Annotated in this window: 28 protein-coding genes; 8 read left to right on the top strand and 20 right to left on the bottom strand. The window is 63.2% G+C overall.

Features of this window, described 5'->3' with window-relative positions; translation table 11 throughout:
- Positions 1-114: 114 nt before the first annotated feature.
- Both ACTS1Z_RS14905 and ACTS1Z_RS14900 read right to left on the bottom strand, forming a co-directional pair.
- Positions 115-924, bottom strand: a complete 810-nt coding sequence (locus ACTS1Z_RS14905) for a universal stress protein (protein WP_442625257.1) — start codon at positions 922-924, stop codon at positions 115-117.
- On the bottom strand, positions 921-2,624 hold the full coding sequence (locus tag ACTS1Z_RS14900) for a cation:proton antiporter domain-containing protein (protein WP_442625256.1): 1,704 nt from the start codon (positions 2,622-2,624) through the stop codon (positions 921-923). The genes ACTS1Z_RS14905 and ACTS1Z_RS14900 overlap by 4 nt, the downstream gene beginning before the upstream one ends.
- Positions 2,625-2,711: 87 nt before the next feature.
- On the opposite strand from ACTS1Z_RS14900, the gene ACTS1Z_RS14895 reads away from it, so the two are divergent.
- Positions 2,712-3,038 carry a chorismate mutase gene (locus tag ACTS1Z_RS14895; RefSeq protein ID WP_442625255.1) on the top strand — a complete coding sequence of 109 codons (327 nt, stop codon included), beginning with the start codon at positions 2,712-2,714 and terminating at the stop codon, positions 3,036-3,038.
- Between the two features lie 17 nt (positions 3,039-3,055).
- On the opposite strand, the gene ACTS1Z_RS14890 is transcribed toward ACTS1Z_RS14895, so the two are convergent.
- A complete protein-coding gene (locus ACTS1Z_RS14890) occupies positions 3,056-3,637 on the bottom strand; it encodes a dihydrofolate reductase family protein (RefSeq protein WP_442625254.1) in 582 nt (193 codons plus the stop codon).
- 29 nt (positions 3,638-3,666) lie between these two features.
- Positions 3,667-3,984, bottom strand: a complete 318-nt coding sequence (locus ACTS1Z_RS14885) for a YciI family protein (protein WP_442625253.1) — start codon at positions 3,982-3,984, stop codon at positions 3,667-3,669.
- 117 nt (positions 3,985-4,101) lie between these two features.
- Here ACTS1Z_RS14885 and ACTS1Z_RS14880 point away from each other — a divergent pair, with 117 nt between their 5' ends.
- Positions 4,102-4,704: a TetR/AcrR family transcriptional regulator gene (locus ACTS1Z_RS14880; protein ID WP_442625252.1), complete on the top strand. Its 603-nt coding sequence runs from the start codon at positions 4,102-4,104 to the stop codon at positions 4,702-4,704.
- On the opposite strand, the gene ACTS1Z_RS14875 is transcribed toward ACTS1Z_RS14880, so the two are convergent.
- The 7 genes from ACTS1Z_RS14875 to murI all read right to left on the bottom strand — a co-directional run bounded on the left by ACTS1Z_RS14875 (position 4,701) and on the right by murI (position 10,570).
- Positions 4,701-5,423: an RNA methyltransferase gene (locus ACTS1Z_RS14875; protein WP_442625251.1), complete on the bottom strand. Its 723-nt coding sequence runs from the start codon at positions 5,421-5,423 to the stop codon at positions 4,701-4,703. The two genes, ACTS1Z_RS14880 and ACTS1Z_RS14875, sit on opposite strands and share 4 nt — an antisense overlap.
- Positions 5,420-5,881 carry a transcriptional regulator NrdR gene (gene nrdR / locus ACTS1Z_RS14870; protein ID WP_442625250.1) on the bottom strand — a complete coding sequence of 154 codons (462 nt, stop codon included), beginning with the start codon at positions 5,879-5,881 and terminating at the stop codon, positions 5,420-5,422. Before nrdR ends, ACTS1Z_RS14875 begins: the two co-directional genes overlap by 4 nt.
- A gap of 9 nt (positions 5,882-5,890) precedes the next feature.
- Positions 5,891-7,204, bottom strand: a complete 1,314-nt coding sequence (gene glyA, locus ACTS1Z_RS14865) for a serine hydroxymethyltransferase (protein WP_442625249.1) — start codon at positions 7,202-7,204, stop codon at positions 5,891-5,893.
- 10 nt (positions 7,205-7,214) lie between these two features.
- Entirely contained in the window at positions 7,215-7,673 is a 459-nt protein-coding gene (gene rpiB / locus ACTS1Z_RS14860) for a ribose 5-phosphate isomerase B (protein WP_442625248.1), read from the bottom strand.
- A 104-nt stretch (positions 7,674-7,777) separates the two neighbouring features.
- Positions 7,778-8,470, bottom strand: coding sequence for a nitroreductase (locus tag ACTS1Z_RS14855; RefSeq protein WP_442625247.1), 693 nt, complete (start codon positions 8,468-8,470; stop codon positions 7,778-7,780).
- 7 nt (positions 8,471-8,477) lie between these two features.
- Complete coding sequence (hemA, locus tag ACTS1Z_RS14850) at positions 8,478-9,692, bottom strand: 5-aminolevulinate synthase (RefSeq protein ID WP_442625246.1); 1,215 nt, start codon at positions 9,690-9,692, stop codon at positions 8,478-8,480.
- An 80-nt stretch (positions 9,693-9,772) separates the two neighbouring features.
- Positions 9,773-10,570 carry a glutamate racemase gene (gene murI, locus ACTS1Z_RS14845; RefSeq protein WP_442625245.1) on the bottom strand — a complete coding sequence of 266 codons (798 nt, stop codon included), beginning with the start codon at positions 10,568-10,570 and terminating at the stop codon, positions 9,773-9,775.
- 116 nt (positions 10,571-10,686) lie between these two features.
- Here murI and plsY point away from each other — a divergent pair, with 116 nt between their 5' ends.
- The 3 genes from plsY to topA all read left to right on the top strand — a co-directional run bounded on the left by plsY (position 10,687) and on the right by topA (position 14,996).
- Positions 10,687-11,295 (top strand): glycerol-3-phosphate 1-O-acyltransferase PlsY, encoded by a 609-nt coding sequence (gene plsY, locus ACTS1Z_RS14840; RefSeq protein WP_442625444.1) that lies wholly within the window; start codon positions 10,687-10,689, stop codon positions 11,293-11,295.
- Positions 11,288-12,382, top strand: coding sequence for a DNA-processing protein DprA (gene dprA, locus ACTS1Z_RS14835; protein ID WP_442625244.1), 1,095 nt, complete (start codon positions 11,288-11,290; stop codon positions 12,380-12,382). The genes plsY and dprA overlap by 8 nt, the downstream gene beginning before the upstream one ends.
- 70 nt (positions 12,383-12,452) lie before the next feature.
- A complete protein-coding gene (gene topA / locus ACTS1Z_RS14830; RefSeq protein WP_442625243.1) occupies positions 12,453-14,996 on the top strand; it encodes a type I DNA topoisomerase in 2,544 nt (847 codons plus the stop codon).
- Here the strand turns inward: topA and ACTS1Z_RS14825 are convergent.
- From ACTS1Z_RS14825 to ACTS1Z_RS14790, 8 genes are read right to left on the bottom strand one after another with little or no spacing between them, the layout of a single operon-like run.
- Positions 14,993-15,406 (bottom strand): MAPEG family protein, encoded by a 414-nt coding sequence (locus ACTS1Z_RS14825; RefSeq protein WP_442625242.1) that lies wholly within the window; start codon positions 15,404-15,406, stop codon positions 14,993-14,995. The genes topA and ACTS1Z_RS14825 overlap by 4 nt on opposite strands.
- Before the next feature lie 21 nt (positions 15,407-15,427).
- Entirely contained in the window at positions 15,428-15,790 is a 363-nt protein-coding gene (locus tag ACTS1Z_RS14820; protein ID WP_442625241.1) for a DsrE family protein, read from the bottom strand.
- Positions 15,778-16,530, bottom strand: a complete 753-nt coding sequence (locus ACTS1Z_RS14815) for a HesA/MoeB/ThiF family protein (protein ID WP_442625240.1) — start codon at positions 16,528-16,530, stop codon at positions 15,778-15,780. The genes ACTS1Z_RS14820 and ACTS1Z_RS14815 overlap by 13 nt, the downstream gene beginning before the upstream one ends.
- Positions 16,527-16,976, bottom strand: coding sequence for a dUTP diphosphatase (dut, locus tag ACTS1Z_RS14810; protein ID WP_442625239.1), 450 nt, complete (start codon positions 16,974-16,976; stop codon positions 16,527-16,529). Before dut ends, ACTS1Z_RS14815 begins: the two co-directional genes overlap by 4 nt.
- Complete coding sequence (coaBC, locus tag ACTS1Z_RS14805; protein WP_442625443.1) at positions 16,963-18,162, bottom strand: bifunctional phosphopantothenoylcysteine decarboxylase/phosphopantothenate--cysteine ligase CoaBC; 1,200 nt, start codon at positions 18,160-18,162, stop codon at positions 16,963-16,965. Before coaBC ends, dut begins: the two co-directional genes overlap by 14 nt.
- 37 nt (positions 18,163-18,199) lie before the next feature.
- Positions 18,200-19,045 carry a class I SAM-dependent methyltransferase gene (locus tag ACTS1Z_RS14800; RefSeq protein ID WP_442625238.1) on the bottom strand — a complete coding sequence of 282 codons (846 nt, stop codon included), beginning with the start codon at positions 19,043-19,045 and terminating at the stop codon, positions 18,200-18,202.
- Entirely contained in the window at positions 19,024-20,562 is a 1,539-nt protein-coding gene (ubiB, locus tag ACTS1Z_RS14795) for a 2-polyprenylphenol 6-hydroxylase (protein ID WP_442625237.1), read from the bottom strand. The genes ACTS1Z_RS14800 and ubiB overlap by 22 nt, the downstream gene beginning before the upstream one ends.
- Positions 20,559-21,293 carry a class I SAM-dependent methyltransferase gene (locus ACTS1Z_RS14790; RefSeq protein ID WP_442625236.1) on the bottom strand — a complete coding sequence of 245 codons (735 nt, stop codon included), beginning with the start codon at positions 21,291-21,293 and terminating at the stop codon, positions 20,559-20,561. Before ACTS1Z_RS14790 ends, ubiB begins: the two co-directional genes overlap by 4 nt.
- A 78-nt stretch (positions 21,294-21,371) precedes the next feature.
- On the opposite strand from ACTS1Z_RS14790, the gene mutM reads away from it, so the two are divergent.
- The 3 genes from mutM (at position 21,372) to dnaA (ending at position 24,405) form a co-directional block, all read left to right on the top strand.
- Positions 21,372-22,184 (top strand): bifunctional DNA-formamidopyrimidine glycosylase/DNA-(apurinic or apyrimidinic site) lyase, encoded by an 813-nt coding sequence (mutM, locus tag ACTS1Z_RS14785; RefSeq protein ID WP_442625235.1) that lies wholly within the window; start codon positions 21,372-21,374, stop codon positions 22,182-22,184.
- A 106-nt stretch (positions 22,185-22,290) separates the two neighbouring features.
- Positions 22,291-22,554, top strand: coding sequence for a 30S ribosomal protein S20 (gene rpsT, locus ACTS1Z_RS14780; protein ID WP_299327282.1), 264 nt, complete (start codon positions 22,291-22,293; stop codon positions 22,552-22,554).
- Positions 22,555-23,028: 474 nt separating this feature from the next.
- Positions 23,029-24,405, top strand: a complete 1,377-nt coding sequence (dnaA, locus tag ACTS1Z_RS14775; RefSeq protein ID WP_442625442.1) for a chromosomal replication initiator protein DnaA — start codon at positions 23,029-23,031, stop codon at positions 24,403-24,405.
- A 10-nt stretch (positions 24,406-24,415) separates the two neighbouring features.
- On the opposite strand, the gene ACTS1Z_RS14770 is transcribed toward dnaA, so the two are convergent.
- On the bottom strand, positions 24,416-25,204 hold the full coding sequence (locus tag ACTS1Z_RS14770; RefSeq protein WP_442625234.1) for a hypothetical protein: 789 nt from the start codon (positions 25,202-25,204) through the stop codon (positions 24,416-24,418).
- Positions 25,205-25,215: the final 11 nt, after the last annotated feature.

Genomic DNA, 25,215 nt, shown 5'->3' with positions numbered 1-25,215 from the left:
GCACGCGGCCACCACTTCACCGGGGTGCGGGGCCAATTGCGAAGGCGCGCATGTGGGCGGTGACGCGCGCAAAGTCAAGGGATTTCGCGGATCCCGCGAAACCGCCGCGCCGTCTCAATGAACGATAAAGAGCGGGAGCGGCGGGTGGCGCAGCATATGACGCGTCACCCCGCCGAAAATGAACTCATTGACCCTGGACCGGCTGTAGCCGCCCATGACGATATAGTCCGCTCCGAGGCTTTCGGCCGACTTGCACAAGGCCTTCGCGGCGTTCTTGCCGCCATCCTCGGCTGTCTCGATCCGGCTCTCTATGCCATGGTCGCGCAGATAATCGGCGGCGTCCTGTGCGGCGAACCGGCGGATGTCCGCGGCGGCAGTCACCAGATGCACATCCGACGCGGCGCGCAATATGGGGAGCGCGAGCCGCATCGCCCGGGCCGATTCGGCGCTGCCATTCCACGCGATCATCGCGGTGCCCGTGCAGTCGAAAGCATCCGTATCGGTCGGTGCGATCATCAGCGGTGCCGGGGCACGCAGCAACAGCAATTCGGCGATCGGCTCGACCATCGAACCGCCGCCACTTTCGATCATCGGACTCGCGACGATCAGGTCGGTCATGGGCGCATGTTCGATGATTGCGTCGACGATGTTCCCGCGATGCGGATGCCAGGTCCACCGGGCAGCATCTTCGGACAGTTGGCTCTCGACCGTGCGGCGCAGCCGAGCCGCCTCGCGGTCTTCTTCCTCAACAAGCCGTTCCATCCCGCCGGCGCTGATCGCCTGTCCGGCACCAGGCGGAACATGCGCGTACACGCATTCGAGCGTGCTCGCGAACTGCTGCGCCAGACATGCCGCTACCGTCAGCCGTGCATCGAGGCCATGATCGCGATGGGAAGGGAGAAGTATGCGTTTCGGGCCATTCATCGATCATCTCCTGCAACCATAAGGCCGCGCCGTTCGTCCACTATCGTGCGTGCCGCGTCGTCCGGAATGCCGATTCCCGTCAACACCTGCTCGCAAAGCTCGAGGCTGGCCTCGACCGTTTCGGGGACCGCGCTGTCCGCGCCCTGCTTTTGTAGGTGATGGGCATGGCCGATATCGCGCGCGCGCGCCATGATGGGAACATGCGGCCATTCGTCATGGACCGCCTTGATCACATGTTCGGCCGATCCGGGCTCGTCCATGGTCGTCGCAAAGGCCGCGGCGCGCTCGATACCCAGGTGCCGGAGCAGATCGGGCTGGCTTGCATCGCCGAAATAGACGCTCGCTCCCTCGGCACGTTCGCGCGCGACGAGCTCCGGGTTGCTGTCGATGGCGACATAGGGAACACGCTGTTCCTCAAGCAGCTGGGCGAGCATTTTCCCGACGCGGCCGAACCCGCCGATGATGACCGGGTGGCCGTCGTCCATTGGCCTGTCATCGGCCGAGAGGCTCGCGTCGCGCTCCCTGAGGGCTTGGCCGGCGCGGCGACCGGCTATGGCGAGCAGCGGCGTTAGGAACATGGTGACGATGACGACCATCAGCATGAACTGCGCGACCGCCGGGTCGAGCAGCGCATAGGTGAGCGCGGCGGCGATGACGACGAACGCGAATTCGCCACCCTGGCTCATCAGGATCGCGGTTTCGGCGGCGACATCCTTCGGCAGCCGCCATAGCCTGGCGAGCGTGAAGATGATCGCACCCTTCAGGCAGAGCAGTCCGACGACCGAAAGAGCCACCCAGCCGATATTTTCGCCCACGGCGACGACATCGAGGCTCATCCCAACCGATATGAAGAACAGGCCCAAGAGCAGGCCTTTGAACGGTTCGATATCGCTCGCGATCTGATGCCGATATTCGGTGCCGGCGAAGAGCAAACCAGCAAGGAATGCGCCAAGCGCCATTGAGAGACCGGCTTCCGCGGTAATCGCTGCAGTGGCCAGCACCAGCAACACTACCGCCGCCATGAAGACTTCGCGGCTCCCCGTTCCGCCAACAAACTGCAGCAGTGGCCGGACGATGACGCGGCCGATGAGGAAAATCACGGCAATTACGAGCACGGCCTCGCCGATGGCCAGGCCCGCGGCGAGGGCGAGCGATCCCTGCACCGATGCGCCGGCGACGCCGACGAAGAAGAGGATCGGCACGACGGCCAGGTCTTGCAGCAGCAATATGCCGAAACTGGACCGACCGGCGGGCGTGCTCAATCGGCGCGTCTCGGTCAGCAATTGCATGACGAGCGCTGTCGAGGAGAGCGCCAGGCACAGTCCGAAGATGGTGGCGGCAACGAGGGAGTTGCCGAACAGATAGGCGATGACGCCGATCGCGATGGCGCTGACCGTTACCTGCGCCGCGCCGAGGCCGAAGACGAGCCGCCGCATCGCCCATAGCTGCGCGACCGATAGTTCGAGCCCGATCGTGAACAGCAGGAAGATCACGCCGAGTTCGGCAACCCGGCTGACCCCCTCGATATCGGCGATCACGAAATATTCGAGGATCGGCGTGTCGCCGACAAATCGCCCGACGCCATAGGGCCCGATAACCAGTCCGACGAACAGAAAACCGAGCACCGGGCTGATGCCCGCGCGGCGCACGAGGGGCACGACCAGCCCGGCCGCGACGAGGAAGATTATGATTTCCCGCAAATACGGAATTTCGGGATGCACTATCGGAACCTTATATCGCTGCCATCGCTCTCGACATTCGAAATAGGCCGTTTAGAGACGCTCGACATGACCGAGATCAAAGCCGTCGAAGAAACCGTGGAACCAAACGACACGACCACTATGGCAGAGGTGCGCGACGGCGTCGATGCCATCGATCGGGCGCTGGTTGCGCTGATCGCGCGCCGGTTCGGCTATATGGACGCGGCAGCGCGGATCAAACCCGATCGCGGCACTGTACGCGACGAGGATCGCAAGGCGCAGGTTATCGCGAATGTGAAAGCCCATGCCGAAGAGCTTGGCGTGCCCGTGCCGCTCGCTGGCGCGCTTTGGGAGATGCTCGTCGAGAGTTCGATTGCCTATGAATTCATCCGCTATGACGAGATGCGCGGTTAGCGCAAACTCGTGAGGGCCTAATGCCGGCGATAGATGAGCATTGTGACGCCACCCGGCGTTTTCGCGGTCTTTACGAGTGACAGATTTCGAGACGCCGTACCGTTTTCGAACAACCGTTTTCCATCACCCAGAACGACCGGGAAAATCCAGAGGCGGAACTCATCGATCAAGTCATAGGCAAGCAGTGTTTGAAAGAGCTGCCAACTGCCGTGAACCTGAAGTAGCGGACCTTTCTCGGCTTTCAGAGCGGCGATCGCGTCAGGAGCGTCGCCCGTCATGGCGCGTGAATTCTGCCAGTCAAGGCCGTCCGGATCGGACGTCACGACATGCTTCGTGGCCATGTTGAGGATGGCCGCGGGGCCCTCTTCAGCGGGCGCCGCCGACCAATGCGGCGCGAACAGATCATAGGTCTTGCGTCCGAGCAGCAGGTCATAAGGCTCGTTCATCGCCTCTTCCGCGACCTGGGTCATGACCTCGTCCCAATGATTTCTGGCCCATCCACCATGCGCGAAGCCGCCTGAATCATCCTCGTCCGGGCTCGATGGCGCCTGCATGACGCCGTCAAGCGTCAGGAAAGTGAGGACTGCAAGCTCGCGCATCGGGATTTCCTTTTGCGTAGATTGCCGGACTACATCGGCAACTCCATATCGGGCGCAACTTCGATTGTTCCCCCAAGCGCGATATGCGGACAGGCGCCGGCGATCTCGATTGCCGCATCGATTGTGTCCGCTTGTATCACCGTGTAGCCAGCCAGCGGATTGGCGCCACCGCCATCTTCCACGCCGTCAGGACCGACCGTCTTGGACGGGCCGACAGCGAGACCCGGATCGACGGCGGCATCGCCCAGCCCTGCCATCCAGGCCTTCCAGTCCTCCATATGTTTGGGTCCGTCCGCAGGCGGATTGAATCGCGGGCCCGTATGATAGGCGAGTACGAATTTGGGCATGATTTTCTCCCTTTTGCCGTCGATTGAATGGACGTTGGCCTGGCTATGCCGGATATTTTAATATGTTAAAGAACATATTTTGGACGGTGTTATGGAGCTTTCGAAAGGTCGACAAACATGCCGTATAGTGCCGCTCACAAACGCGAAACGCGGGCAAAAATCGTCGAGGCTGCGCGGATCCTATTCAATCGTCACGGGTTCGAAGATGTCACAATCGATATGATCATGCGCGATGCGGGGCTCACCCGTGGCGGTTTCTACAATCATTTCGACAGCAAGGAGGCGCTATACGCAGCCGCCGTGTCGAGCTTTCTCATGGGACGCGGGGCTCAATGGCGCGGCGATGCCGGAGTGGATCCGGCCAAGCCCAGCCCGGATATGGCAGAGCGAATGATCGCGGGGTACTTGTCGCCGGATCATCTTGGCGATCTCGATGGCCAATGCCCGATGATCGCGCTGCCGTCCGATATTGCTCGTGCGAATCCACAGGTACGCGAGGCATATCAGCTACTGCTGACCTCCATGGTCGGCTTGTTTGAAAATGGGCTATCGGAAGGTTCGGATTCGATGCGCGAAACAGCCTTGTCCCTTGCGGCATTGTGCGTTGGAGGCATGGTGCTCGCGCGAACCCTGCCCGATTCCGAGCTTGCCGAGGAAATACGGGCAGCCGCCCATCGGACGGCGGTCGCCATGACACGCGGTGTGGCAGAAGCGGCCTAGGCCTTCTTCTCCAGCGCCGAGAGCACTCCCCGCAGTGCCTGCACGTCCGGCGAACTCCATTCGGGCTTGGTGAGAATCGTGCGCAGGTTGCGCTTGGTGGTCGGCGTCCGGTCGGGCGGGAAGAAATAGCCGGTCGGTTCGAGCGCACGTTCGAGATGCGCGATCAGCGCTTCGAGTTCGGCATGCGGGGCAGGGGGTAGTCGGTCCTTTTGGGTCGGGACGGCAAGATCGGCGCCTTTCGACCATTCATAGGCCAGCAGGATCACCGCCTGGGCGAGGTTGAGCGAACCGAATTCCGGGTTGATCGGCACGGTGACGATCGTGTTGGCAAGCGCCACATCTTCGGCGTCGAGCCCTGAGCGCTCCGGGCCGAACAGGATCGCCGACGGCGCGGGCATCGCATGGATCGCGCTCGCGGCGTCGACCGGCGTCACGACCGGTTTATCGAGCCCGCGCTTGCGGACCGTTGTCGCATAGACATGGCTGCAATCGGCAACCGCATCCGCGACCGTGTCGAACATCTCGGCATTCTCGATGACGCTGTCGGCGCCGGACGCCGCGGGCAGGGCGCTCTCGTTCGGCCAGCCGTCGCGCGGCGCGACGATCCGCATTTCGGTCAGCCCGAAATTGAGCATCGCCCGCGCCGCCTTGCCGATATTCTCGCCGAGCTGCGGGCGGACGAGGACGATCTTCGGGGGAGGGGCAACGGGCTCGCTCACTCCTCGAACAGGTCCTTCACGGTGCCGGCAAACTCCTCGAAATCCTTGGCTTCGCGGAAATCCTTGTAGACGCTGGCGAAGCGGATATAGGCGACGCTGTCGAGCTGCTGCAGCCCCTCCATGACCATCTCGCCGATCTGCTTCGACCGGATTTCCGTCTCGCCGCTGGTTTCGAGCCGGCGCTGGATGCCCGAAACAAGCTGGTCGATCTGTTCGGGTTCGACGCCGCGTTTGCGGCAGGCCAATGACACGGACAGATGGATCTTGTCGCGATCGAAGGGTTCGCGCCGGTCCTTGCTTTTCACTACCGTAAGCTCGCGCAACTGAATGCGCTCGAACGTCGTGAAGCGCGCCGCGCAGCTCTCGCACTGCCGCCGCCGCCGGATCGTCGCGCCGTCTTCGGTCGGCCGGCTGTCCTTTACCTGGCTACCGTCATGGGCGCAGAACGGGCAGCGCATGGGCGGCCTTTACAGCTCGGGATAGATCGGGAAACGCGCGCACAGCGCCTCGACGCGCTGGCGGACTTCCGCTTCGATCGCCGGATCACCATCCTCACCCTTTTCGCGCAATCCCTCCAGCACATCGGCGACCATATCGCCGATCTCGCGGAACTCGGCCGGGCCGAAGCCGCGGGTCGTGCCGGCCGGAGAGCCGACGCGAATGCCGCTCGTCTTCGCCGGGGGCAGCGGATCGAAGGGAATGCCGTTCTTGTTGCAGGTGATGCCCGCGCGCTCCAGCGCTTCGTCGGCATCGCGCCCAGTTACGCCCAAGGGGCGCAGATCGATTAGCGCGACATGGGTGTCTGTACCGCCCGCCACGAGATCGGCGCCGCGCTCTTTTAGCCGGCTGGCGAGCACCTTGGCATTCTCGACGACCGCCGCCGCATAGCTTTTGAACTCGGGGCGCAGTGCTTCGCCGAACGCCACGGCCTTGGCGGCAATGACATGCATCAGCGGGCCGCCCTGAAGGCCTGGGAAGACGGCCGAGTTGATCTTCTTCGCGATGGCTTCGTCATCGGTCAGCACCATGCCGCCACGCGGTCCGCGCAGCGTCTTGTGCGTGGTCGTCGTAACGACATGCGCGTGGCCGAACGGTGTCGGATGGACGCCCGCTGCGACGAGCCCGGCGAAATGCGCCATGTCAACGAGCAGATAGGCGCCAACCATGTCCGCGATTTCGCGGAAACGCGCGAAGTCGATGATCCGCGGATAGGCCGACCCGCCGGCAATGATGAGTTTGGGCTGATGTTCTTTCGCAAGCGCCTCGACCTGATCGTAATCGATCAGATGCGTGTCTTCCTTCACGCCGTACTGGATCGCGTTGAACCATTTGCCCGACTGGGCCGGTTTCGCACCATGCGTCAGATGGCCGCCGGCATCGAGCGACATGCCGAGGATCGTATCCCCGGGCGTGGTCAGCGCGAGCATGACGGCGCCGTTCGCCTGCGCGCCGGAATGCGGCTGGACGTTGGCAAAGCCGCAGCCGAACAGCTGTTTCGCCCGCTCGATCGCGAGTGTCTCGACGGAATCGGAGGGCGCGCAACCCTGATAGTAGCGGCGCCCCGGATAGCCTTCCGCATATTTGTTGGTGAGCACCGATCCTTGCGCCTCGAGCACCGCCTTGGAGACGATATTTTCCGATGCGATCAGCTCGATCTGCTTTTGCTGCCGCGTCAGCTCGGCTTTCAGCGCATCGGAGACGTCCGGGTCGGTCTTGCTGACCCGGTCCGAGAAGAAACCGTCGGGCTGGACGTCATTGAGATTGGCAGGGTTGGTGCTCATTGGAATTCCTTCAGGCTGGTTCCCGAACGGGAGCCGGATTGGAAAGCTTGTCGACGCGGCGCTGGTGGCGGTCGCCGCCGAAATCGGTGGAGAGGAACGCGTCGAGACAGTCCTTGGCGGTCTCGATGCCGATCAGCCGCGCGCCCATCGCGATCACGTTCGCGTCATTATGTTCGCGCGACAGCCGGGCGGACAGATTGTCCGAGACCAATGCGCAGCGGCAGGAGGGATTGCGGTTGACGGCGATCGAAATGCCGATTCCCGATCCGCACAACGCTACGCCGAACTCCGCATCGCCGGCCGCAATCGCCTCGGCCAGCGCATAGCCGTAATCGGGATAATCGACGGATTGATGATTGTGCGGCCCGAGATCGGTCACGTCATGGCCGTGCTCGTCCAGCCATTCGGCCAGAGCCGCTTTCAGCTCGATGGCGGCATGATCGGACGCGATGGCAATGCTGTGCGGCATGAAACCCTCCATGGGCGGTGCATGTGCCCATTTAGTCGCGATAGCCGGCTTCCGCCACCACCCATTGTGGTTTTTTCCACATTGGCGGACGGTGTAGGGCGGTATCAGTCCTCGAAACCGACGAAACGCACCGTCTCTTCGAGCGGCTTGCGATTGGAGTAGACAGCGTTGGCCGGAAAGTCCGGATCGGGCCATCCCATCGCGACGGCCTTCATGATGACCTGATCGTCCGGGATATTCGCATGTTCGCGCACGACCGGCGACTGCATGATGCCCTGCGAATTGATGACGCAGCCCAAGCCGCGCGACCAGGCCGCGTTGACGAGCGCCGTCGTCACCGCGCCGCAATCGAAGGCCGTGTCGTCGCTGCCCGATAGCTCGCGGTCATAGGCGACGATCGCGCAGACCGGGGCGTCGAACTGGCGGAAGCCGCGCAGCACCCAGTCCTGCCGGCCCTCCTTATCGTCGCGTTCGATCCCCATCGCACCGAAGAGCTGCTTGGCGACCTCGATCTGGCGCTCGCGGTGAACACCCGCAAAGGGCTCGCCCCGCCGGAATTCGCGGCTGTCGGGCACGCCGGCCAGGATATTTTCGGTGTTGCCCTTGCGGATACGGTCGAGCGGTTCGCCGGTAATGACATGGAAATGCCAGGGCTGAGTGTTCATCGACGTCGGCGAGCGCATCGCGAGGCCGAGTATCTCCTCGATCAGCTCCCGCGGGACGGGCTTGTCGAGATAGCCACGGATCGAGCGGCGTCCCCGCACGACCTCGTCATAGGTGGATGTTTGTTCGTTCAATGTCCCGTCAGGCCGCGAGCCGCAATTCCATCCGGTCCCAGATCTCGACGAGCGCGTCGGTCAGTTCGCGCATCATCTCCTCGTCGTGCGTCGGGCCGGGGGTGAAGCGCAGGCGTTCGGTGCCGCGCGGGACGGTCGGATAATTGATCGGCTGCACATAGACGCCGTACTCGGCGAGCAGGATATCGCTGATCCGCTTGGCCTTGACCGGGTCGCCGACCATCAGCGGCACGATATGGGTCGTCGATTCCATCACCGGCAGTCCGGCTTCGGCGAGCAGGGTCTTCAGGCGTTCCGCAGACGCCTGCTGTGCGTCGCGTTCCGCGCTGGACTCCTTCAGATGCCGGATGCTCGCGAGCGCGCCTGCCACCAGAACCGGCGAGAGGCTCGTCGTGAAGATGAAGCCCGGCGCATAGCTGCGGATGACGTCGACGATCATCTTGTCCGCCGCGATATAGCCGCCCATGACGCCGATCGCCTTGGCGAGCGTGCCCTCGATGATGGTCACCCGGTCGGCGACTTCATCGCGCTCCGTGATCCCGCCGCCGCGTTCTCCATACATGCCGACGGCATGGACTTCGTCGCAATAGGTGAGGGCGTTATACTTGTCCGCCAGATCGCAAATCTCGGCGATCGGCGCGACGTCGCCGTCCATCGAGTAAACGCTTTCGAAGGCGATCAGCTTCGGCGTTTCGGGATCTTCGGCCGCCAGCAATTCTTCGAGATGATCGAGATCGTTGTGCCGCCAGATATGCTTTTCGCAACCGGCGTTGCGGATGCCCGCGATCATCGAGGCGTGGTTGAGTTCGTCCGAGAATACGACGCAGCCGGGCAGCAATTTGCCCAGCGTGGTCAGCGTCGCCTCGTTCGAGATATAGCCCGAGGTAAAGAGCAGCGCGCCTTCCTTGCCATGCAGGTCGGCCAGCTCATGTTCGAGATCGATATGATAATGGGTGTTGCCGCCGATATTGCGCGTCCCGCCCGAACCAGCGCCGACATCGTGCAGCGCCTCTTCCATCGCTTCGATCACTTTCGGATGCTGGCCCATCGAGAGATAGTCGTTCGAACACCAGACGGTGATCGGCTTCGGCCCGTTGTGCCCGGCGAAGCAGCGCGCATTGGGGAAGGCGCCCTTGTTGCGCAGAATGTCGATAAACACCCGGTAGCGGCCCTCCTCATGGAGCCGCTCGATGGCTTTCGAAAACACCCGCTGATAGTCCAAAACTCTTCCCCTGCTTCAGGATTGCAGGTCATGTAAGGGCTGAAATCGGCCATTTCCAGCGAGAACGACTCGCAATAAGCTTAAAGCGTCTCCAATATTTCAAGCCCATAGCTGGAGAGGCCCTGACGGAGCGCTTCGGGATCGCTGCCGTCTGAGATGAAGATCGCGCGGCCCGGCGAAGGGCTGTCCGGCCAGGGCTGCCCTTCGGTCAGATGCGCGACGCGCCGCGCTATGCCGTCGCCGCCATGGACGAAGGTGAGCGGGCGTTCGGCCGCGGCCAACAGCTCCTCCTCGACCAGCGGAAAATGCGTGCAGGCGAGTACGATCGTGTCGATCCGATCGCCGTCCGGTTGGCTGAACAGCCCGTCGAGAATGACCGCATAATCTTCCGAATCCGTCGGCTCGCCGCGCATCTTCCGTTCGGCCAGCGCCACGAGATCGTGCGTGCCGTAACGGATGATCGTGCAGTCGCTGGCGAATTCGCGCGACAGATTGTCGACATAGGGCTGGCGAACCGTAGACTGTGTGCCCAGCACCCCGATCACACGCGATCTGGAGATTTCGGCCGCGGGCTTGATCGCGGGGACGGTGCCGACGATCGGGATGGCGAGTGCGGCGCGCACCGGCTCCAGCGCGATCACCGAAGCGGTATTGCACGCGATCACCGCCAGTCGCGCATCGACATGTTCGGCCAGCCGCCCCAACAGTGCCGGCACGCGCGCCGTCAGCTCGGCTTCGGATTTCTGGCCGTAAGGATAGCCCGCCTGGTCGAGCGCATAGACGATGGGCGCGTTGGGTAGCTTTTCCCGGACAGGTCCGAGTATCGACAGTCCGCCAACACCGGTGTCGAGAAGAAGGATGGGCTGCTCCGCGCGCATGGGCGCTTGCCATATGGCGAAGCGGGCGCGGCTGCAACGGAGCGAATTGGCGGAGGCGATTGCAGCGCGGGGCGGGGACGCTATGACCATGGCTGACCCGAAGAGGAGGATCGGCCATTTTCGACAATCCGCTCTGGCTTGCTCCGGCACTCGCGTTCGGCTTTGCCTTCCTGTTCGGCTCGGTGCCGTTCGGCCTCGTCCTGACCCGCGCTGCTGGGCTTGGCGATGTCCGCAAAATCGGCTCGGGCAGCATCGGCGCGACCAACGTACTGCGCACAGGGAACAAGGGATTGGCGGCGGCGACGGTATTGCTCGATGCCGCGAAGGGCGCGGTGCCGGTGCTGGTCGCCGAACATCTATGGCCCGGTACGGCAGGCATCGCCGCGGTCGGGGCAGTGGCCGGACACTGTTTTACGCCATGGCTCAGATTCAAGGGCGGTAAAGGCTTCGCGACCGCCGCCGGCGTGCTGCTGGCGCTCGCCTGGCCGGTGATGCTCGTCTGCGCCGCCATTTGGGCTGCAACTCTTCTGTTGAGCCGGATTTCCTCGGTCTCTTCGCTAGTGACGGTTGTCGCTGCTCCTCTGGTCGGCTGGGCGATGGGCTATCCGCATACGATCGTTCCCCTGATCGCGATCGCAGCGATCGTCATCGTACAGCATCGTGCCAATATCGGACGCCTGATGCGTGGCGAGGAACCGAAGGTCGGTGCGTCCTCCAATGACTGATCCACGCCACGCCGCGAAATTGCGGCTCGCGCGGTCGCAGAATATCGGCCCGGTCACCTTTGCGCGTTTGCTCGAACGCTTCGGTTCTGCCGAGGCCGCGCTTGAGGCTATTCCCGATCTCGCGCGGCGTGGCGGCGGGCGCGCACCGCAGCTGGCCAACCGGGAGGCGATCGAGGCCGAGATGGCGGAAGTCGAACGGCTGGGCGCCGGCTATATCTTCGCGAACGAGCGGCCCTATCCGCTGGCGCTCGCGCAGATACAGACCGCGCCGCCTGTGTTGATCGTGCGCGGCGATCTGAGCCTGCTCGCCAAGCCCTTGGTTGCGATGGTCGGCGCGCGCAATGCCTCGGCGGCCGCCCGACGCTTCGCACGCGAGCTGTCGTTCAAGCTGGGCGAGGAAGGCTATGTGGTCGTCTCCGGTCTTGCACGCGGCATCGATACGGCCGCGCATAACGGCGCGCTAGACAGTGGCACTATTGCCGTCATCGCGGGCGGAATCGATGTTTTCTACCCGCCCGAAAACGAAGCGCTGCAGCTAGACATTGCCGAACGTGGCGTGCTGATCGCGGAGCAGCCGCCGGGCAGCGAACCCAAGGCGCGGCATTTCCCCTATCGCAACCGGATTATTGCCGGGCTCGGCATGGGTACGATCGTCGTCGAAGCCGCGCCCAAATCGGGATCGCTCATCACCGCGAGGCAGGCCAATGAGTTCGGTCGCGAAGTCATGGCGGTGCCGGGCTCGCCGCTCGATCCGAGAGCGCAGGGGTGCAATCAGCTCATCCGCGACGGCGCGACGTTGATCCAGAATGTCGACGATGTCGTGAGCGCGCTGCGGCCGTTCGATGGGCTGACGGTTTCCGAACCCGACGGCGATTTCGCATCCGAACCGGTATCGCCCGACGTCGAATCGCAAGAGCGGGAGCGCGTCACGGAGTTGCTTGGGCCGGTCTCCGTTTCGGTCGACGAATTGATCCGGCAATCGGGCGTCGCGCCGGCCGTCGTGCAGACGGTGCTGCTCGAACTGGAGCTTGCCGGGCGGCTCGAACGCCATGCCGGCGGAAAGGTCAGCATCGCACTGTCATCTTGACGATGCGGATTTGCATCCCATCCTCGTACGCGTATGAGAGCCCGCCTGACTGGAGAGAATTGGCCGTCTTATGAAACTTGTAGTCGTTGAATCGCCGGCCAAGGCGAAGACCATCGAAAAATATCTGGGAAGCGATTACCGCGTTCTCGCGTCCTACGGCCATGTCCGCGACCTGCCGCCCAAGGACGGTTCGGTCGATCCGGATGACGGGTTTGCGATGAAATGGCAGGCCTATGGCGACAAGACCAAGCAGCTGAAAGCGATCACCGATGCGGCGAAGGAAGCGGAGGAGCTGATCCTTGCCACCGACCCCGATCGCGAGGGCGAGGCGATCAGCTGGCACGTCCAGGAAGTGCTGCAGAAGCGCAAGGCGCTGCCCGAGAAGGTCGAGCGCGTGGCGTTCAACGCCATCACCAAGGATGCCGTGCTCGAGGCGATTGCCCATCCGCGCGGGCTCGATGACGATCTCGTTGACGCCTATCGCGCCCGGCGCGCGCTCGATTATCTGGTCGGCTTCACGCTCTCGCCGGTGCTGTGGCGCAAGCTGCCCGGCGCGCGGTCTGCGGGTCGGGTCCAGTCGGTCGCGCTCAAGCTCGTCGTCGAGCGCGAGCGCGAGATCGAGGCATTCGTGCCGCAGGAATATTGGTCGGTCGCCGCGACCATGGAACAGGACGGGACGGAATTCACCGCGCGGCTCGTGCGCTGGAAAGGCGAGAAGGTCGAGCGGCTGACAATCGGCGCGGAAGGCGATGCGATGGCGGCCAAGGCCGATGTCGAGAACGGTCTCTTCAAGATCGTCTCCATCGAAACGCGCCCGCTGACGCGCAATCCGCCGCCGCCCTTCACGACCTCGACGATGCAGCAGGAAGCCGCGCGCAAGCTCGGCTTTTCCGCCAGCCATACGATGCGGATCGCGCAGCAGCTCTACGAGGACGGTGCGATCACCTATATGCGGACCGACGGCGTGCAGATGGACGGTTCGGCGATCTCCGCCGCGCGCGGCGCGATCGCCAATCGCTACGATGCGAGCTACGTCCCGGACAAGCCGCGCGTCTACAAGAGCAAGGCCAAGAATGCGCAGGAAGCGCATGAAGCGATCCGGCCGACTGAATTTTCCCGCGCCAAGGTCGGCAGTGCGGACCATGCGAAGCTCTACGATCTGATCTACAAGCGTGCGCTGGCGAGCCAGATGGCATCCGCGCGGCTCGAGCGCACGACGGTCGAGATGGAAGAGGGCACGGGCCAGACGGCGCTGCGCGCCACGGGGCAAGTGGTCAAATTCCCCGGCTTCATGGCGCTTTACACCGAGGGCCGCGACGATGACGGGGACGAGGATTCGAAGCTGTTGCCGGTGATGGCCAAGGGCGATGCGCCGGCGAAAAAGGGCGTGGAAGCCGAGCAGCATTTCACCCAGCCGCCGCCCCGCTATTCCGAAGCCAGCCTCGTCAAGAAGATGGAGGAGCTCGGCATCGGCCGGCCGTCCACCTATGCGTCGATCCTCAAGACGCTCAAGGATCGCGAATATGTACGCGTCGAGAAGAACCGTTTCTTCCCGGAGGAAAGCGGGCGGCTCGTCACCTCCTTCCTGCAGCGCTTCTTCGAACGCTATGTGAGCTACGATTTTACGGCGGGTCTCGAGGAAGAGCTCGACGATATTTCGGGCGGCCGTGCGCAGTGGCAGGAAATCCTCCAGGCCTTCTGGCAGGACTTCAAGCCGAAGACCGACGAGGTGATGGAGCAGAAGCCGTCGGACATTACGGCCGAGCTCGACAAGTTTCTCGAGCCGCTGCTGTTCCCGGAGAAAGAAGACGGGTCCGACCCGCGTCTGTGCCCGCGCTGCAACGAGGGTAGGCTGGCGCTGCGCGGGGGGCGCTTCGGCGCATTTATCGCCTGTTCCAACTATCCGGAATGCAAGTATACGCGCCAGTTCGGCCAGCGCGGCGGCGAACAGCAAGACCATGGCGAGGACGAAGTTCTCGGCCAGGATCCCGAAACCGGTGAAGATATCGAGTTCAAGACCGGCCGGTTCGGCCCATATGTGGAGATGGGTCAGGGCGAAGGTGAAAAGCCCAAGCGCGCGTCCATTCCGAAGGACGTCGCGCGTGCCGATGTCGATCTCGAAATGGCGCTCAAGCTCTTGTCATTGCCACGCATCGTCGGCGAGCATCCGGAAACCGGCAAGGAGATCGAGGCGGCGATAGGAAGGTACGGGCCGTATCTGCGCCATGACGGCAAATATGCGAAGCTGGAGACGACGGCGGAAGTCTTCGAAATCGGCATGAACGCCGCCGTGGTGAAGATCGCCGAAGCGAAGAACAGGGGCGGACGCGGGCGGGGCCAGCGCGAGCCGCTCAAAATCCTCGGCAAGCATCCGCGCACCGAGGAAGAGATCAAGCTGATGGACGGCCGCTATGGCCCCTACGTCACCGACGGCACGACCAACGCGACGATCCCCAAAACCGTCGACAAGGACGAACTGACGCTGGAAGAGGCCGCCCAGCTGATCGACGAGCGCGCGGCCAAGGGGCCGGCGAAGAAGCGCAAACGCAAGACAACGGCGAAAAAGAAAAAAGCGCCGTCCAAGAAGAAGGCGGCCGCGAAGAAGAAGGCCTAGCTTCCGAGATTGGCCAGCAGCATCAGCGCCGTCCAAGCGCCCAGCGCCACGATAACCAGCCATGTCAGGATTACCCCTATGGCGCGCGGCCAGGGCGGTCCGCCCTTGGCGGGCGGGTCCATATAGAGGCCCAGGGCGTGTAGCACGCGCGCCACGATAAAGACGCCGGCGACCACCATCAGGCCCATATGATTGGCCCGGCTCATTTCGAGCAATGCCACCAAGATGATTACGATCGGTGCATGTTCGGCGAGGTTGCCGTGCGCGCGGCTGGCGCGCGTGAGCTTCTCGTCGTCGCCTATGCCGAAGGCTTGTTGCGTGCGGAACCGGTTGCGCACCGTGTCGATGGCGAGCAGCAGCAGCAGCGCGGCCATCGCCGCCGCCAGTGCAGCCGTTACGGGTAAGGTCATCGCGTCTCTCCCCCAAACGCCCTAGAGCGCGAAGAGCCTGTCGTCTCCGAGGTCGGTCATCAGCCCGACAAGCCCGCCGGCTTCCACTCCGGGGCCAAGCTGGTCGATTTCCAGTCCTGCCAGCGCCATGCCGCCCTGACAAGCGATCAGCCTGACGCCGAGGTGAGTAGATTCCCGCCGGATTTCGGAGAGTGTCGGCAGTCCGTTCGCGTGCCGGTCGGCATCGCCCGGTGCGGGCGACGCGTCGGTAAGCAGCGTCACCGCGCGGCCTTCGAAGAATATGCGGGTGCCTGAACCCGTTGCGGCATGCGCGGCAGCGATCGACAGTGCGGCATGAAAACGCTCGGCATCGCTGCCGGTGAGGATGATCGTCAGACCCCGCATGCGGCACATCCCGGATCTTTCGGCAGGGTCAGGGTTCGCGCGCGCAAGGCCAGCGCGTCGAACAGCAAGAGCTTGCCCGCGCTGTCCTCGCCGAACGGCACGATTTGCCGGATCGACTCCATCGCCGCCATGCTGCCCATGATACCAGCCAGGGCGCCGAGCACGCCTTGGTCCGCGCAACTCGTATCGGGCCGGTCGGGGTCCGATCCGACGAAACAGTGATAACAGGGTTTGTCCGCCTCCCAGCCGCGGAACACGCCGAGCTGACCCTCGAACTGGCCGATGGCGGCGGAGATGAGCGGCACGTGGCGTTCCTGCGCCGCGTCGGCAACGAGCAACCGTGTTTCAAAATTGTCCGAGCCGTCGACGACGATATCTGCGCCGTCGAGAAGTCTGCCGATGGTGTCTGCTTCAACGCGGCGCGCAACCATTTCCACCGCGCAATCGGGGTTGAGCTGGGCGACGGCTTTCGCTGCCTCCGCGACCTTCGGCATGCCGACCGCGTCGGTTGCATAAAGCGTCTGCCTTTGGAGGTTCGACAGCGCCACCATATCGTCGTCGGCGATCCGAAGCGTTCCGATCCCTGCTGCCGCGAGGTACTGGATCAGCGGCGATCCTATGCCGCCCGCACCGACGATCGCAACCGTCGCGGCGCGCAGCTTCTTCTGACCCTCGCCGCCGATTTCCTTGAGGACGATATGGCGGGCATAGCGTTCGAGCTGGGCGTCGCTGAGCGTCATCGCCCCGTCGAGCCGAACCCGCCCGATCCGCGCTCGGTATCGTCCAGTTCGTCGACTTCGCTCAGCATCGCGCGCTGCACAGGCGCGGGCACCAGTTGCGCGATCCGCTCGCCGCGCAGTGCCGAGAAAGGCTCGCCGCCGAGATTGGCCAGGATGATTTTCACCTCACCGCGATAGTCGCTGTCGATGGTGCCCGGCGTATTCAGGCACGTCACGCCATGCTTGAGAGCGAGGCCGGACCGCGGCCGGACCTGGACTTCATAACCTTCGGGAATGGCGATCGCGAAACCGCTAGGAACAGCCATCCGCTCGCCGGGCTGCAGCGTGAAATCCTCGGCCGTCACTACATCCATCCCGGCCGCGCCTGTGCTCGCATAGGCCGGCATCGGCAGCCCTTCAGCATGGGGCAGGCGCTTGATGCGGATATCGATCTCAGGAAAGGGCATCGGCGATCCTATCGGCGAGTTTGCGCGCGACGTCGCGCTTGGGCATTTGCGGCCAGCTCTCGACGCCGTCGGCGGTGATGACGTGCACGCTGTTGTCCCCGCCGCCCATCACGTCGCCGGACACATCGTTCGCGACGATCCAGTCGCAGCCCTTGCGGTCGAGCTTGGCCTTGGCATAGCCGACCACCTTGTCGGTCTCGGCGGCAAAGCCGATCAGCAGTCCGGGGCGTTTGTCGCTCCGCCCGAGCCCCGCAAGGATGTCCGGATTCTCGATGAGCTCCAGCTCGGGCGGGCCGCCGGTTTCGCCTTTCTTGATCTTGCGGTCCAAGGCTTCGGCGCGCCAATCGGCGACGGCGGCGACGAGGATCGCGGCATCGGCGGGCAGCGCGGCGTCGACTGCGGCCTGCATCTCAACCGCCGTCTCGACATCCACCCGTTTCACACCGCGCGGCGTTTCCAGCGATGTCGGACCGGAGACGAGTGTGACCTCGGCGCCGAGCCGCGCCAGCGCGCCGGCAATGGCATAACCCTGCTTACCCGATGAGCGGTTGGCGATGTAGCGCACCGGGTCGATGGGCTCATGCGTCGGACCGGCCGTCACGACCGCATGCTTACCCGCAAGCGGCCGCGACTGCGCCGCGCCGTTGCCATCCAGCAAATGCTCGATCTCCGCGAACACCGCTTCGGGTTCGGGCAGCCGGCCTTCGCCATATTCGCCGCAGGCCATCGGGCCTTCGTCCGGATGCAGAACGATCACGCCGTCCTCGCGCAATTGCGCGACATTGCGCTGGGTCGCTGCGTGGTCCCACATGCGGACGTTCATCGCGGGCACGGCCATGACCTGCGTATCGGTCGCGAGCAGCAATGTCGTTGCCAGGTCGTCGGCGATGCCGGCCGCCATCTTGGCCATCAGATCCGCCGTGGCCGGGCAGACGACGATCAGGTCCGCTTCGCGCGAGAGCTGGATATGGCCCATCTCCGTCTCGTTCTTGAGATCCCAGAGGCTCGTATAGACCTGCTCTTCCGAAAGGGCGGCGAGGCTCATCGGCGTTACGAACTGCGCGCCGCCGTTCGTGAGTACGCAGGTGACTGCGCCGCCGGCCTTGCGGATCAGGCGGATCAGCTCGCACGACTTGTACGCCGCGATGCCGCCGCCAATGACGAGCAGGATCCGTTTTCCGTTCATGGCAGACGATGTGCGCATTCGGATCGCCGATGTCGAGTCATCGCCGGTTCCACTCCACTGCGTCGATTTCGTCGAGCGTCAGCGGTTTTTCGAGCGTGAAATGCATCGTCGCATATTGCCGGTCGACGCTTGCGCCATGCCGTTCGGCGAGATCGACCAGCGGCCAGAAGAATTCTTCCTTCTCCGTGGGTCCGTCCGACTTGTTGAGACCGATGAAGAGCTCGCCGGGATAATTGAGATGCTCTGCGCACAGATAGCGGATGAAGCCCGCCCATTCCGGCAGTCGCCAGCGGGCCCCGGTCTTGGGCAGTCTGTCGAATACCTGCCCGTTGATGACGATCAGATCGAAGCGCCCTACCGCCGGGGACAGGGGCTTGCGAAACTCGACACCGCCTTCGACCCGTTCGATGCCGAACAGCGCTACAAGGTCCCGATAATGGTCGGGTTCGGGCAAATCGAATGCCATGGTCCGATGGCCGAGCGCCTTGGCGATCGCCAGAAACTGGCCGCCGCCCGATCCGATATCGAGGATCGAACAGGGGGCCCGCCGGTCGAGATCGAGCAGCATGGCGAGGCGCGAATGAATCATGAACCAGGGGGCAAGGTCGATATATTTGGTCGTCGCCCGCTGGCCGCTCTGGCGAATTTCGTCCGCATATTTCTGCTGGATGGCGCGATAGCGGTCTTCATCGACGCTGGCGGCCACGCGATCGTATATCGCGCGCTGGCGATCGTCCTCGATGACGGTGCGCCAGGCGGCGATCCGTTCCTGGAGCGGCTCGAGAGGTTTGTAGGTCTCCGGATCCTTGTCCGGCCGTGACGGTTTGGACTGGCGATCCTTTCGCAACGCGCGGAGCGATTTTACATTGAGAACCACAGCCATGTCCCTGCGATGCCGAGCGCCGCGCCCAGCAAACCGATAAGTCCGTATTTCAGCCCGCCTCCCGGCCGCGCGACCTCTATCTCGCGCAGCGGCGGAGTAGGCGGCGCGCCGCCGCGGTTCGGAACTTCCGCTTCCAGCCGGCGCACGAGTTCGGGAAGCCGCGCCAGCGTCCCGATATCTTCGCGCAGGCGGTCGGCGAGCGCGGCCTCAGGCCCGAGTTCGCTTCGCAGCCATTCGCTGACGAAGGGCTTGGCCGTTTCCCACATATTGATGTCCGGATCGAGGCTCGTGGCGACGCCCTCGACCATAACCATGGTCTTCTGCAGCAGCAGCAGATGGGGTTGCGTCGGCATGTCGAAATCGCGCGTGATGCCGAACAGGCCGTCGAGCATCTGGCCGATCGAAATCTCTTTCACAGGCAGCCCGCGGATCGGTTCGCCGACCGCGCGCAGCGCCGTCGCGAACTCGGCAACATTGTGGTGCGGCGGCACATAGGCGGCCTCGAAATGGATTTCCGCGACGCGCCGGTAATTGCCGGTAATCAGGCCGTAGAGGATCTCGGCCAGCCAGAGCCGTGCGCGCCGGTCGATGCGGCCCATGATGCCGAAATCGATCGCCGCGATCTTCCCGTCGGGCAGTACGAAGAGATTGCCCTGGTGCAGGTCGGCATGAAAGAAACCCTCGGAAATCGCCTGGCGCAGGAACGCGCGGACAAGCGTTATCGCCAGCTTCTGGCGATCATGTCCGGCAGCGTCGAGCGCCGCGCGATCGGAAATCTTGATGCCGTCGAACCATTGGAGCGTCATCACGCGGCCGCCCGTGCGCTGCCAGTCGATCTCCGGCACAACGAAATCCGCTTCTGCGGTCATGCCCTCTGCGAGCTCCGATGCCGATGCGGCCTCGCGCCGCAGGTCCAGCTCGCGCGCCGTCCAGCGCCTGAAGGTTTCGATGGTGAGCCGTGGACGGAGCCGGGCGAGTTCGCCGCCCATCGCCTCGACCTGCGCGGCCGCCCATTCATAGGTTTCGATATCGCGGGCGAAGACTTTCTCGATGCCGGGACGCAATATCTTAACGGCGACGGTCCGCCCGTCGGTCGTCACCGCTTTATGCACCTGTGCGATGGAGGCCGCGCCGACGGGGTCGGGTTCGATGCTGGAGAACAGCGCGTCGATCGGCCGGTCGAACGATTGGGTAATCGCCTCTTCGATCCGCGCGAAGGGAACCGGCGGCAGCCGGTCCTGCAATCGCAGCAGATCGTGCGTCGCCTCTTCGCCGACCAGGTCCGGGCGGGTCGCGAGCGTCTGGCCGAGCTTGATGGCGGCCGGACCGATCGCTTCCAGGGCATCCGCATAGGCCGGTTTCTTCGGCACGCGCGCGCCGAAGCGGGCGATGCGGATCATCCGTTTCACGGGCACCGGCGTCATCGGGTCGCGCTCGATACCGCTCAACGCGCCGTGCCGCGCCAGCGTCCGGCCCCATTTCAAAAGCCGCCAGATATGGGTGCGGGGTCGGGTCAAATCCGGTAGCCGCTATGGATGGCGACGAGACCGCCCAGCATGGGTTCGACGCCGCATTGCACAAAGCCGGCGTCTTCGATCATCGCCTTGAAGGTGTCCATGTCCGGAAAGCGGCGGATCGATTCGATCAGGTATCGATAGCTGTCTTCGTCTTCGGCGAGGGCCTGACCGATCTTCGGCACGAGCTTGTGCGAGTAGAGATCGTAGACTTCGGCGAAACCGGGCCAGAGCGTCGTCGAGAATTCGAGGCAGAAGAAACGGCCGCCGCGCTTCAGCATGCGATGCGCCTCGGAAAGCGCCGCTTCGATATCCGTAACGTTCCGGATGCCGAAGGCGATCGTATAGGCATCGAAGCTCTTGTCGGCGAAGCTCAGTTCTTCGGCATTTTCCTGCGCCCATATCAGGCCGTCGATGCCGCGCTTCTCGGCACGGTCCATGCCGACCTTGAGCATCTCGGCATTGATATCGGCGACCGTGATCGCCGCGCCCGATCGCGCGAGCCGGAAGGCGATATCGCCCGTGCCGCCCGCCATATCGAGTATCTGTTCGCCGGCCCGCGGTTTCACGCGTCGGACGAAGCGGTCCTTCCAGAGCCGGTGCATGCCACCGGACATCGCATCGTTCATCAGATCGTAGCGCGAGGCGACATTGGAGAAGACGCCGCCGACGCGCTTCGTCTTCTCGTCGGGCGCTACATCTTCATAGCCAAAAGAGACGTGGTCTTCGTTCATATCCGCCTGCCAGATGGGAAGAATTGATCCTCTAGCCAAGCCTTGCCGTGCCCGCAAACGCATCTTAGCTGCAATGCCATGCCGGAACTTCCCGAAGTCGAAACCACCGTGCGCGGGCTGGAGCCGGTATTGCGCGGTCAGCGTCTGGTCCGCGTCGAACCGCGCCGGCCCGATCTGCGCCGCCCGATTCCGGTAAACCTTCGCCAACGGATGACGGGCGCGACCGTTACCGGGCTTGCGCGGCGCGCGAAATACGGCCTGATAGAGACCGACCGCGGCGACACGCTGATCTTCCACCTGGGCATGTCCGGACGCTGGCGGCTCGATCCCGACGAGATCGGCACGCACGACCATCTGGTGCTCGAAACGGATGCGGGCAGGGTCGTCTCCTTGAACGATCCGCGCCGGTTCGGATCACTGGACCTTATGCGCACCGATGACCTGTCGGCCTTTGCGCCTTTCGCCGCGCTCGGCCCGGAGCCGCTCGGTGACGATTTCACCCCAGACTATCTCAAGGCGGCGCTGTCCGGCCGCACCGGTCCGATCAAGGCGCTGCTTCTCGACCAGCGTGTCGTGGCAGGTCTCGGCAATATCTATGTGTGCGAGGCGTTGAACCAGGCGCGCATCGCTCCGGGGACGCAGGGACGGCGCATACGCCAGGCGCGGCTGGAGCGATTGGTCGGCGCGATTCGCGAGATCATCGCCGCGGCGATCGACGCCGGCGGGTCGAGCCTGCGTGACTATGCGCAGCCCGACGGGGAGCTCGGCTACTTCTTCAAGAGCTGGCGCGCCTATGGGCGGGAAGGGGAGCCGTGCCAGTGCGGAGGGCTGATCCGGCGGCGTGTGGATAGCGGCCGATCGACCTTTTACTGCCCGCGATGTCAGCGGTGAAAACGCACCCGCACCCTTGACCTTCGCCGTCGCGATAGCTAGGTGCCGTGCGCTTTCGGTGCGGCGATTGCTGCGCCTTTTTATTTTGACATGATCGAGGTTTATTATGGCCAATACGCCCCAGGCCAAGAAACGCATTCGCCGTAACAATCGCCGCGCCGTCGTGAACACGAATCGCGTGAGCCGTATCCGCACTTTCATCAAGCGGGTCGAGACCGCTGTTGAAGCCGGCGACAAGAAGGAAGCGACCGAAGCGCTGCAGGCCATGCAGCCGGAACTTGCGCGCGGTGTTGCCAAGGGAATCTTCCACAAGAATACAGCTTCGCGGAAGCTCTCGCGTCTCTCCAAGCGGGTCGCCGCGCTCAAATAGGCGGGCCGGTCGCGGCCATCGGCGACGGGCAGCGTCGATCGCGAATGCGAAAATTTTTTTGCAGATTGGTTACACTTGGAATCTCAACGAGTCGCACCGATTGCGAATCATATCGCATAGGGGCGAAGCGCTAATTATCGCAGATATTTCAACGGTTTGTGCCTTCATCCGTCAGGATTGGCGGCTATGCGTGTCAACCCCAATTATTTCAAAAATTTGACGGTCCGACCCCTTGCTTTGGACGCGTTAACAATTCATCAAACAGCACTCGGTCGGTAGCGATTCTTCCCGACCGGCACAGTCGCCAAGAACAAGTGTCATGCGAAAACGCGGGTTTTTCGCTGGGGGTTTTCTTTGTCGCGCGATTGTGAAGCTCAGGCGGTCAGAGGGCGCCGGGCTGTGGTCTGAGAGGCGGTATATAAGGGGAGGCGTTGCGTGGTGCGGGATACGGGTGTCGATAAATCGGATGCAGAAATAGCGAACGCACACGAACCTTTCGAAGCTGCCTGGGATGCCATTCGCAACGGCCTGCGACGTGATCTCGGCGCGCGCACTTTCGATCATTGGCTGAAACCGATGAAGCTCATCGGCTACGAAGAAGAGGCCGGACAGATTCGTCTCGAACTGCCGTCGCATTTCATGGCCGATTGGGTCCGCGAACATTATTCCGACCGACTCCGCTATGCGTGGCGCGCCACCGTGCCGAGTGTGCGCGAGATCGACATCGTCGCGGCCGAAGGCGCATCGCGCCCCGCGCTGTTCATCGTCGGTGAAGAGGACGTCCTGCCGCCGACCGAGCAGCTGACGGGAACGAGCGGAGACAGCATCGGCACCCCACTCGAAAATCGTTATGTGTTCTCGAATTTCGTGACCGGCACAGCGAACGAGGTCGCTTTCAACGCGGCGCGGATGATGGCCGATGTCGGCGTGCCGATGTTCAGCTCACTTTACATTCACGCCGGTACGGGCCTGGGCAAGACTCATCTTTTACACGCGATCGGCCACGAGTTCCTCCGTCAGAAACCGCGCTCGAACGTGCTGTACATGTCGGCCGAAAAATTCATGTACGAGTTCGTTTCGGCGATGCGGGACAAGGATACCATCGGCTTCAAGCAGAAGCTGCGCTCGGCCGATCTCCTGCTCGTCGACGATGTCCAGTTCATTGCCGGCAAGGAAGCGACACAGGAAGAATTCTTCCATACGATCAATGAGATAATCGCGACCGGCCATCGCCTCGTGATCAGCGCCGACCGGCCGCCGCACGAGCTCGGCGCCGTCGACAAGCGGATCGCCTCGCGCCTTGCGGGCGGACTGGTGACGGACCTGCGTCAGCCCGATCTCGATCATCGCCGCCGTATCGTCGCGCATAAATTGGGCCAGATGCCGCAGGCCGAAATGCCGAAGGACGTCGCCGATTTCCTCGCCCAGCGTTTTTCCGCGAGCATTCGCGAACTCGAGGGCGCGCTCACGCGGGTTGTCGCCTATTCGCTGCTTTCGAAGCGTCCGATCGATCTGCCCTTCGCGCAGGAAACGCTGGCGGACCTGCTGCGCCATTCGCAGCGCCGCATCACGATCGACGAGATCCAGCGCAGCGTCTGCGAGCATTATGGCATTCGCCATGCGGAAATGACGTCCGCGCGCCGCGCGCGCGAGGTGGCCCGTCCGCGTCAGGTCGCCATGTACCTGGCCAAGCGGCTGACCCCGCGTTCGCTGCCCGAGATCGGACGGCGTTTCGGCGGGCGCGATCACACGACGGTGATCCACGCGATCAAGCGGATAAAGGAGTTGCGCGCGGCGGACAGCGAACTCGATTCGGATGTCCGCTCGCTGCTGCGCAAGCTCGAGAACTAAGTACCCCGGATCAGACCTCCGCCTCGGTCTCGACTCTCCAATGCATGAGATTGTGGTCTTGCAGAAAGCTTTCTACGGACGCCGCGTTCGAGAAGCGCTTCAGTATTTCATCGGGGTTGCGCTTCACTGTCTGTGTCTGACCGAGAGCTTGCGCGTCGAGGCCCAGAAACGTAGCGGCGCGTGCCTTGCCTTCATTCTTCCGCGCTTCGGTATAGTCGATGATCATGCAGGGAGCGCCGGTCTTTTGTATTTCAGCGATCCAGTGCTCGTACACCGCCTCCCACCATCCGACATATAATTGGAAGGCTTCTGCGTCGAATTCGATCTTTGCCTCTTTTCGCTTTTGTCCAATCGATAATGAACCCTGGCCAGTCACTTTCGCGATCTGACCCGATGAAAACGCGGCCAGAATGTTGCGACGACGCAGAATGATCGTCGGTAGCTTCAGCGCAATTATCTGCGCAGTCGACTTACGATCTACCGGTCCCATATGATGCTTGAAGCCGATCCGCTTGTCATCGGGGAATTGCGCCGCGACGCTATCCAAAAATTCCGGCATGTCAGCGATGCGTTGATCGAGCTCGTTCCATTTTTTGGGCAGTTTTGCCATCCGCGATGAGACGGTGTCATCGGGCTGGCGCCGAGCACGGGCTCGCCAATTTCGCCAGCCACCGGCAGTAAAAATTGCCGGAAGGCACGTCGCGTCTTTATGGCTGTCGAACGTGCTGACCAGCATGTTCGAGCCCGTCCGCGGCATCGACATGAGTACAAATAAGCGGTCATCCATGCCGGCCATCATGGCATGGCCTC

This window comes from Parasphingopyxis sp. (assembly GCF_052168295.1).
In the GTDB taxonomy this organism is placed as follows: domain Bacteria; phylum Pseudomonadota; class Alphaproteobacteria; order Sphingomonadales; family Sphingomonadaceae; genus Parasphingopyxis.
The sequence above is the reverse complement of the archived record's forward strand: the minus strand, read 5'-3'. Positions and strand labels throughout refer to the sequence as shown.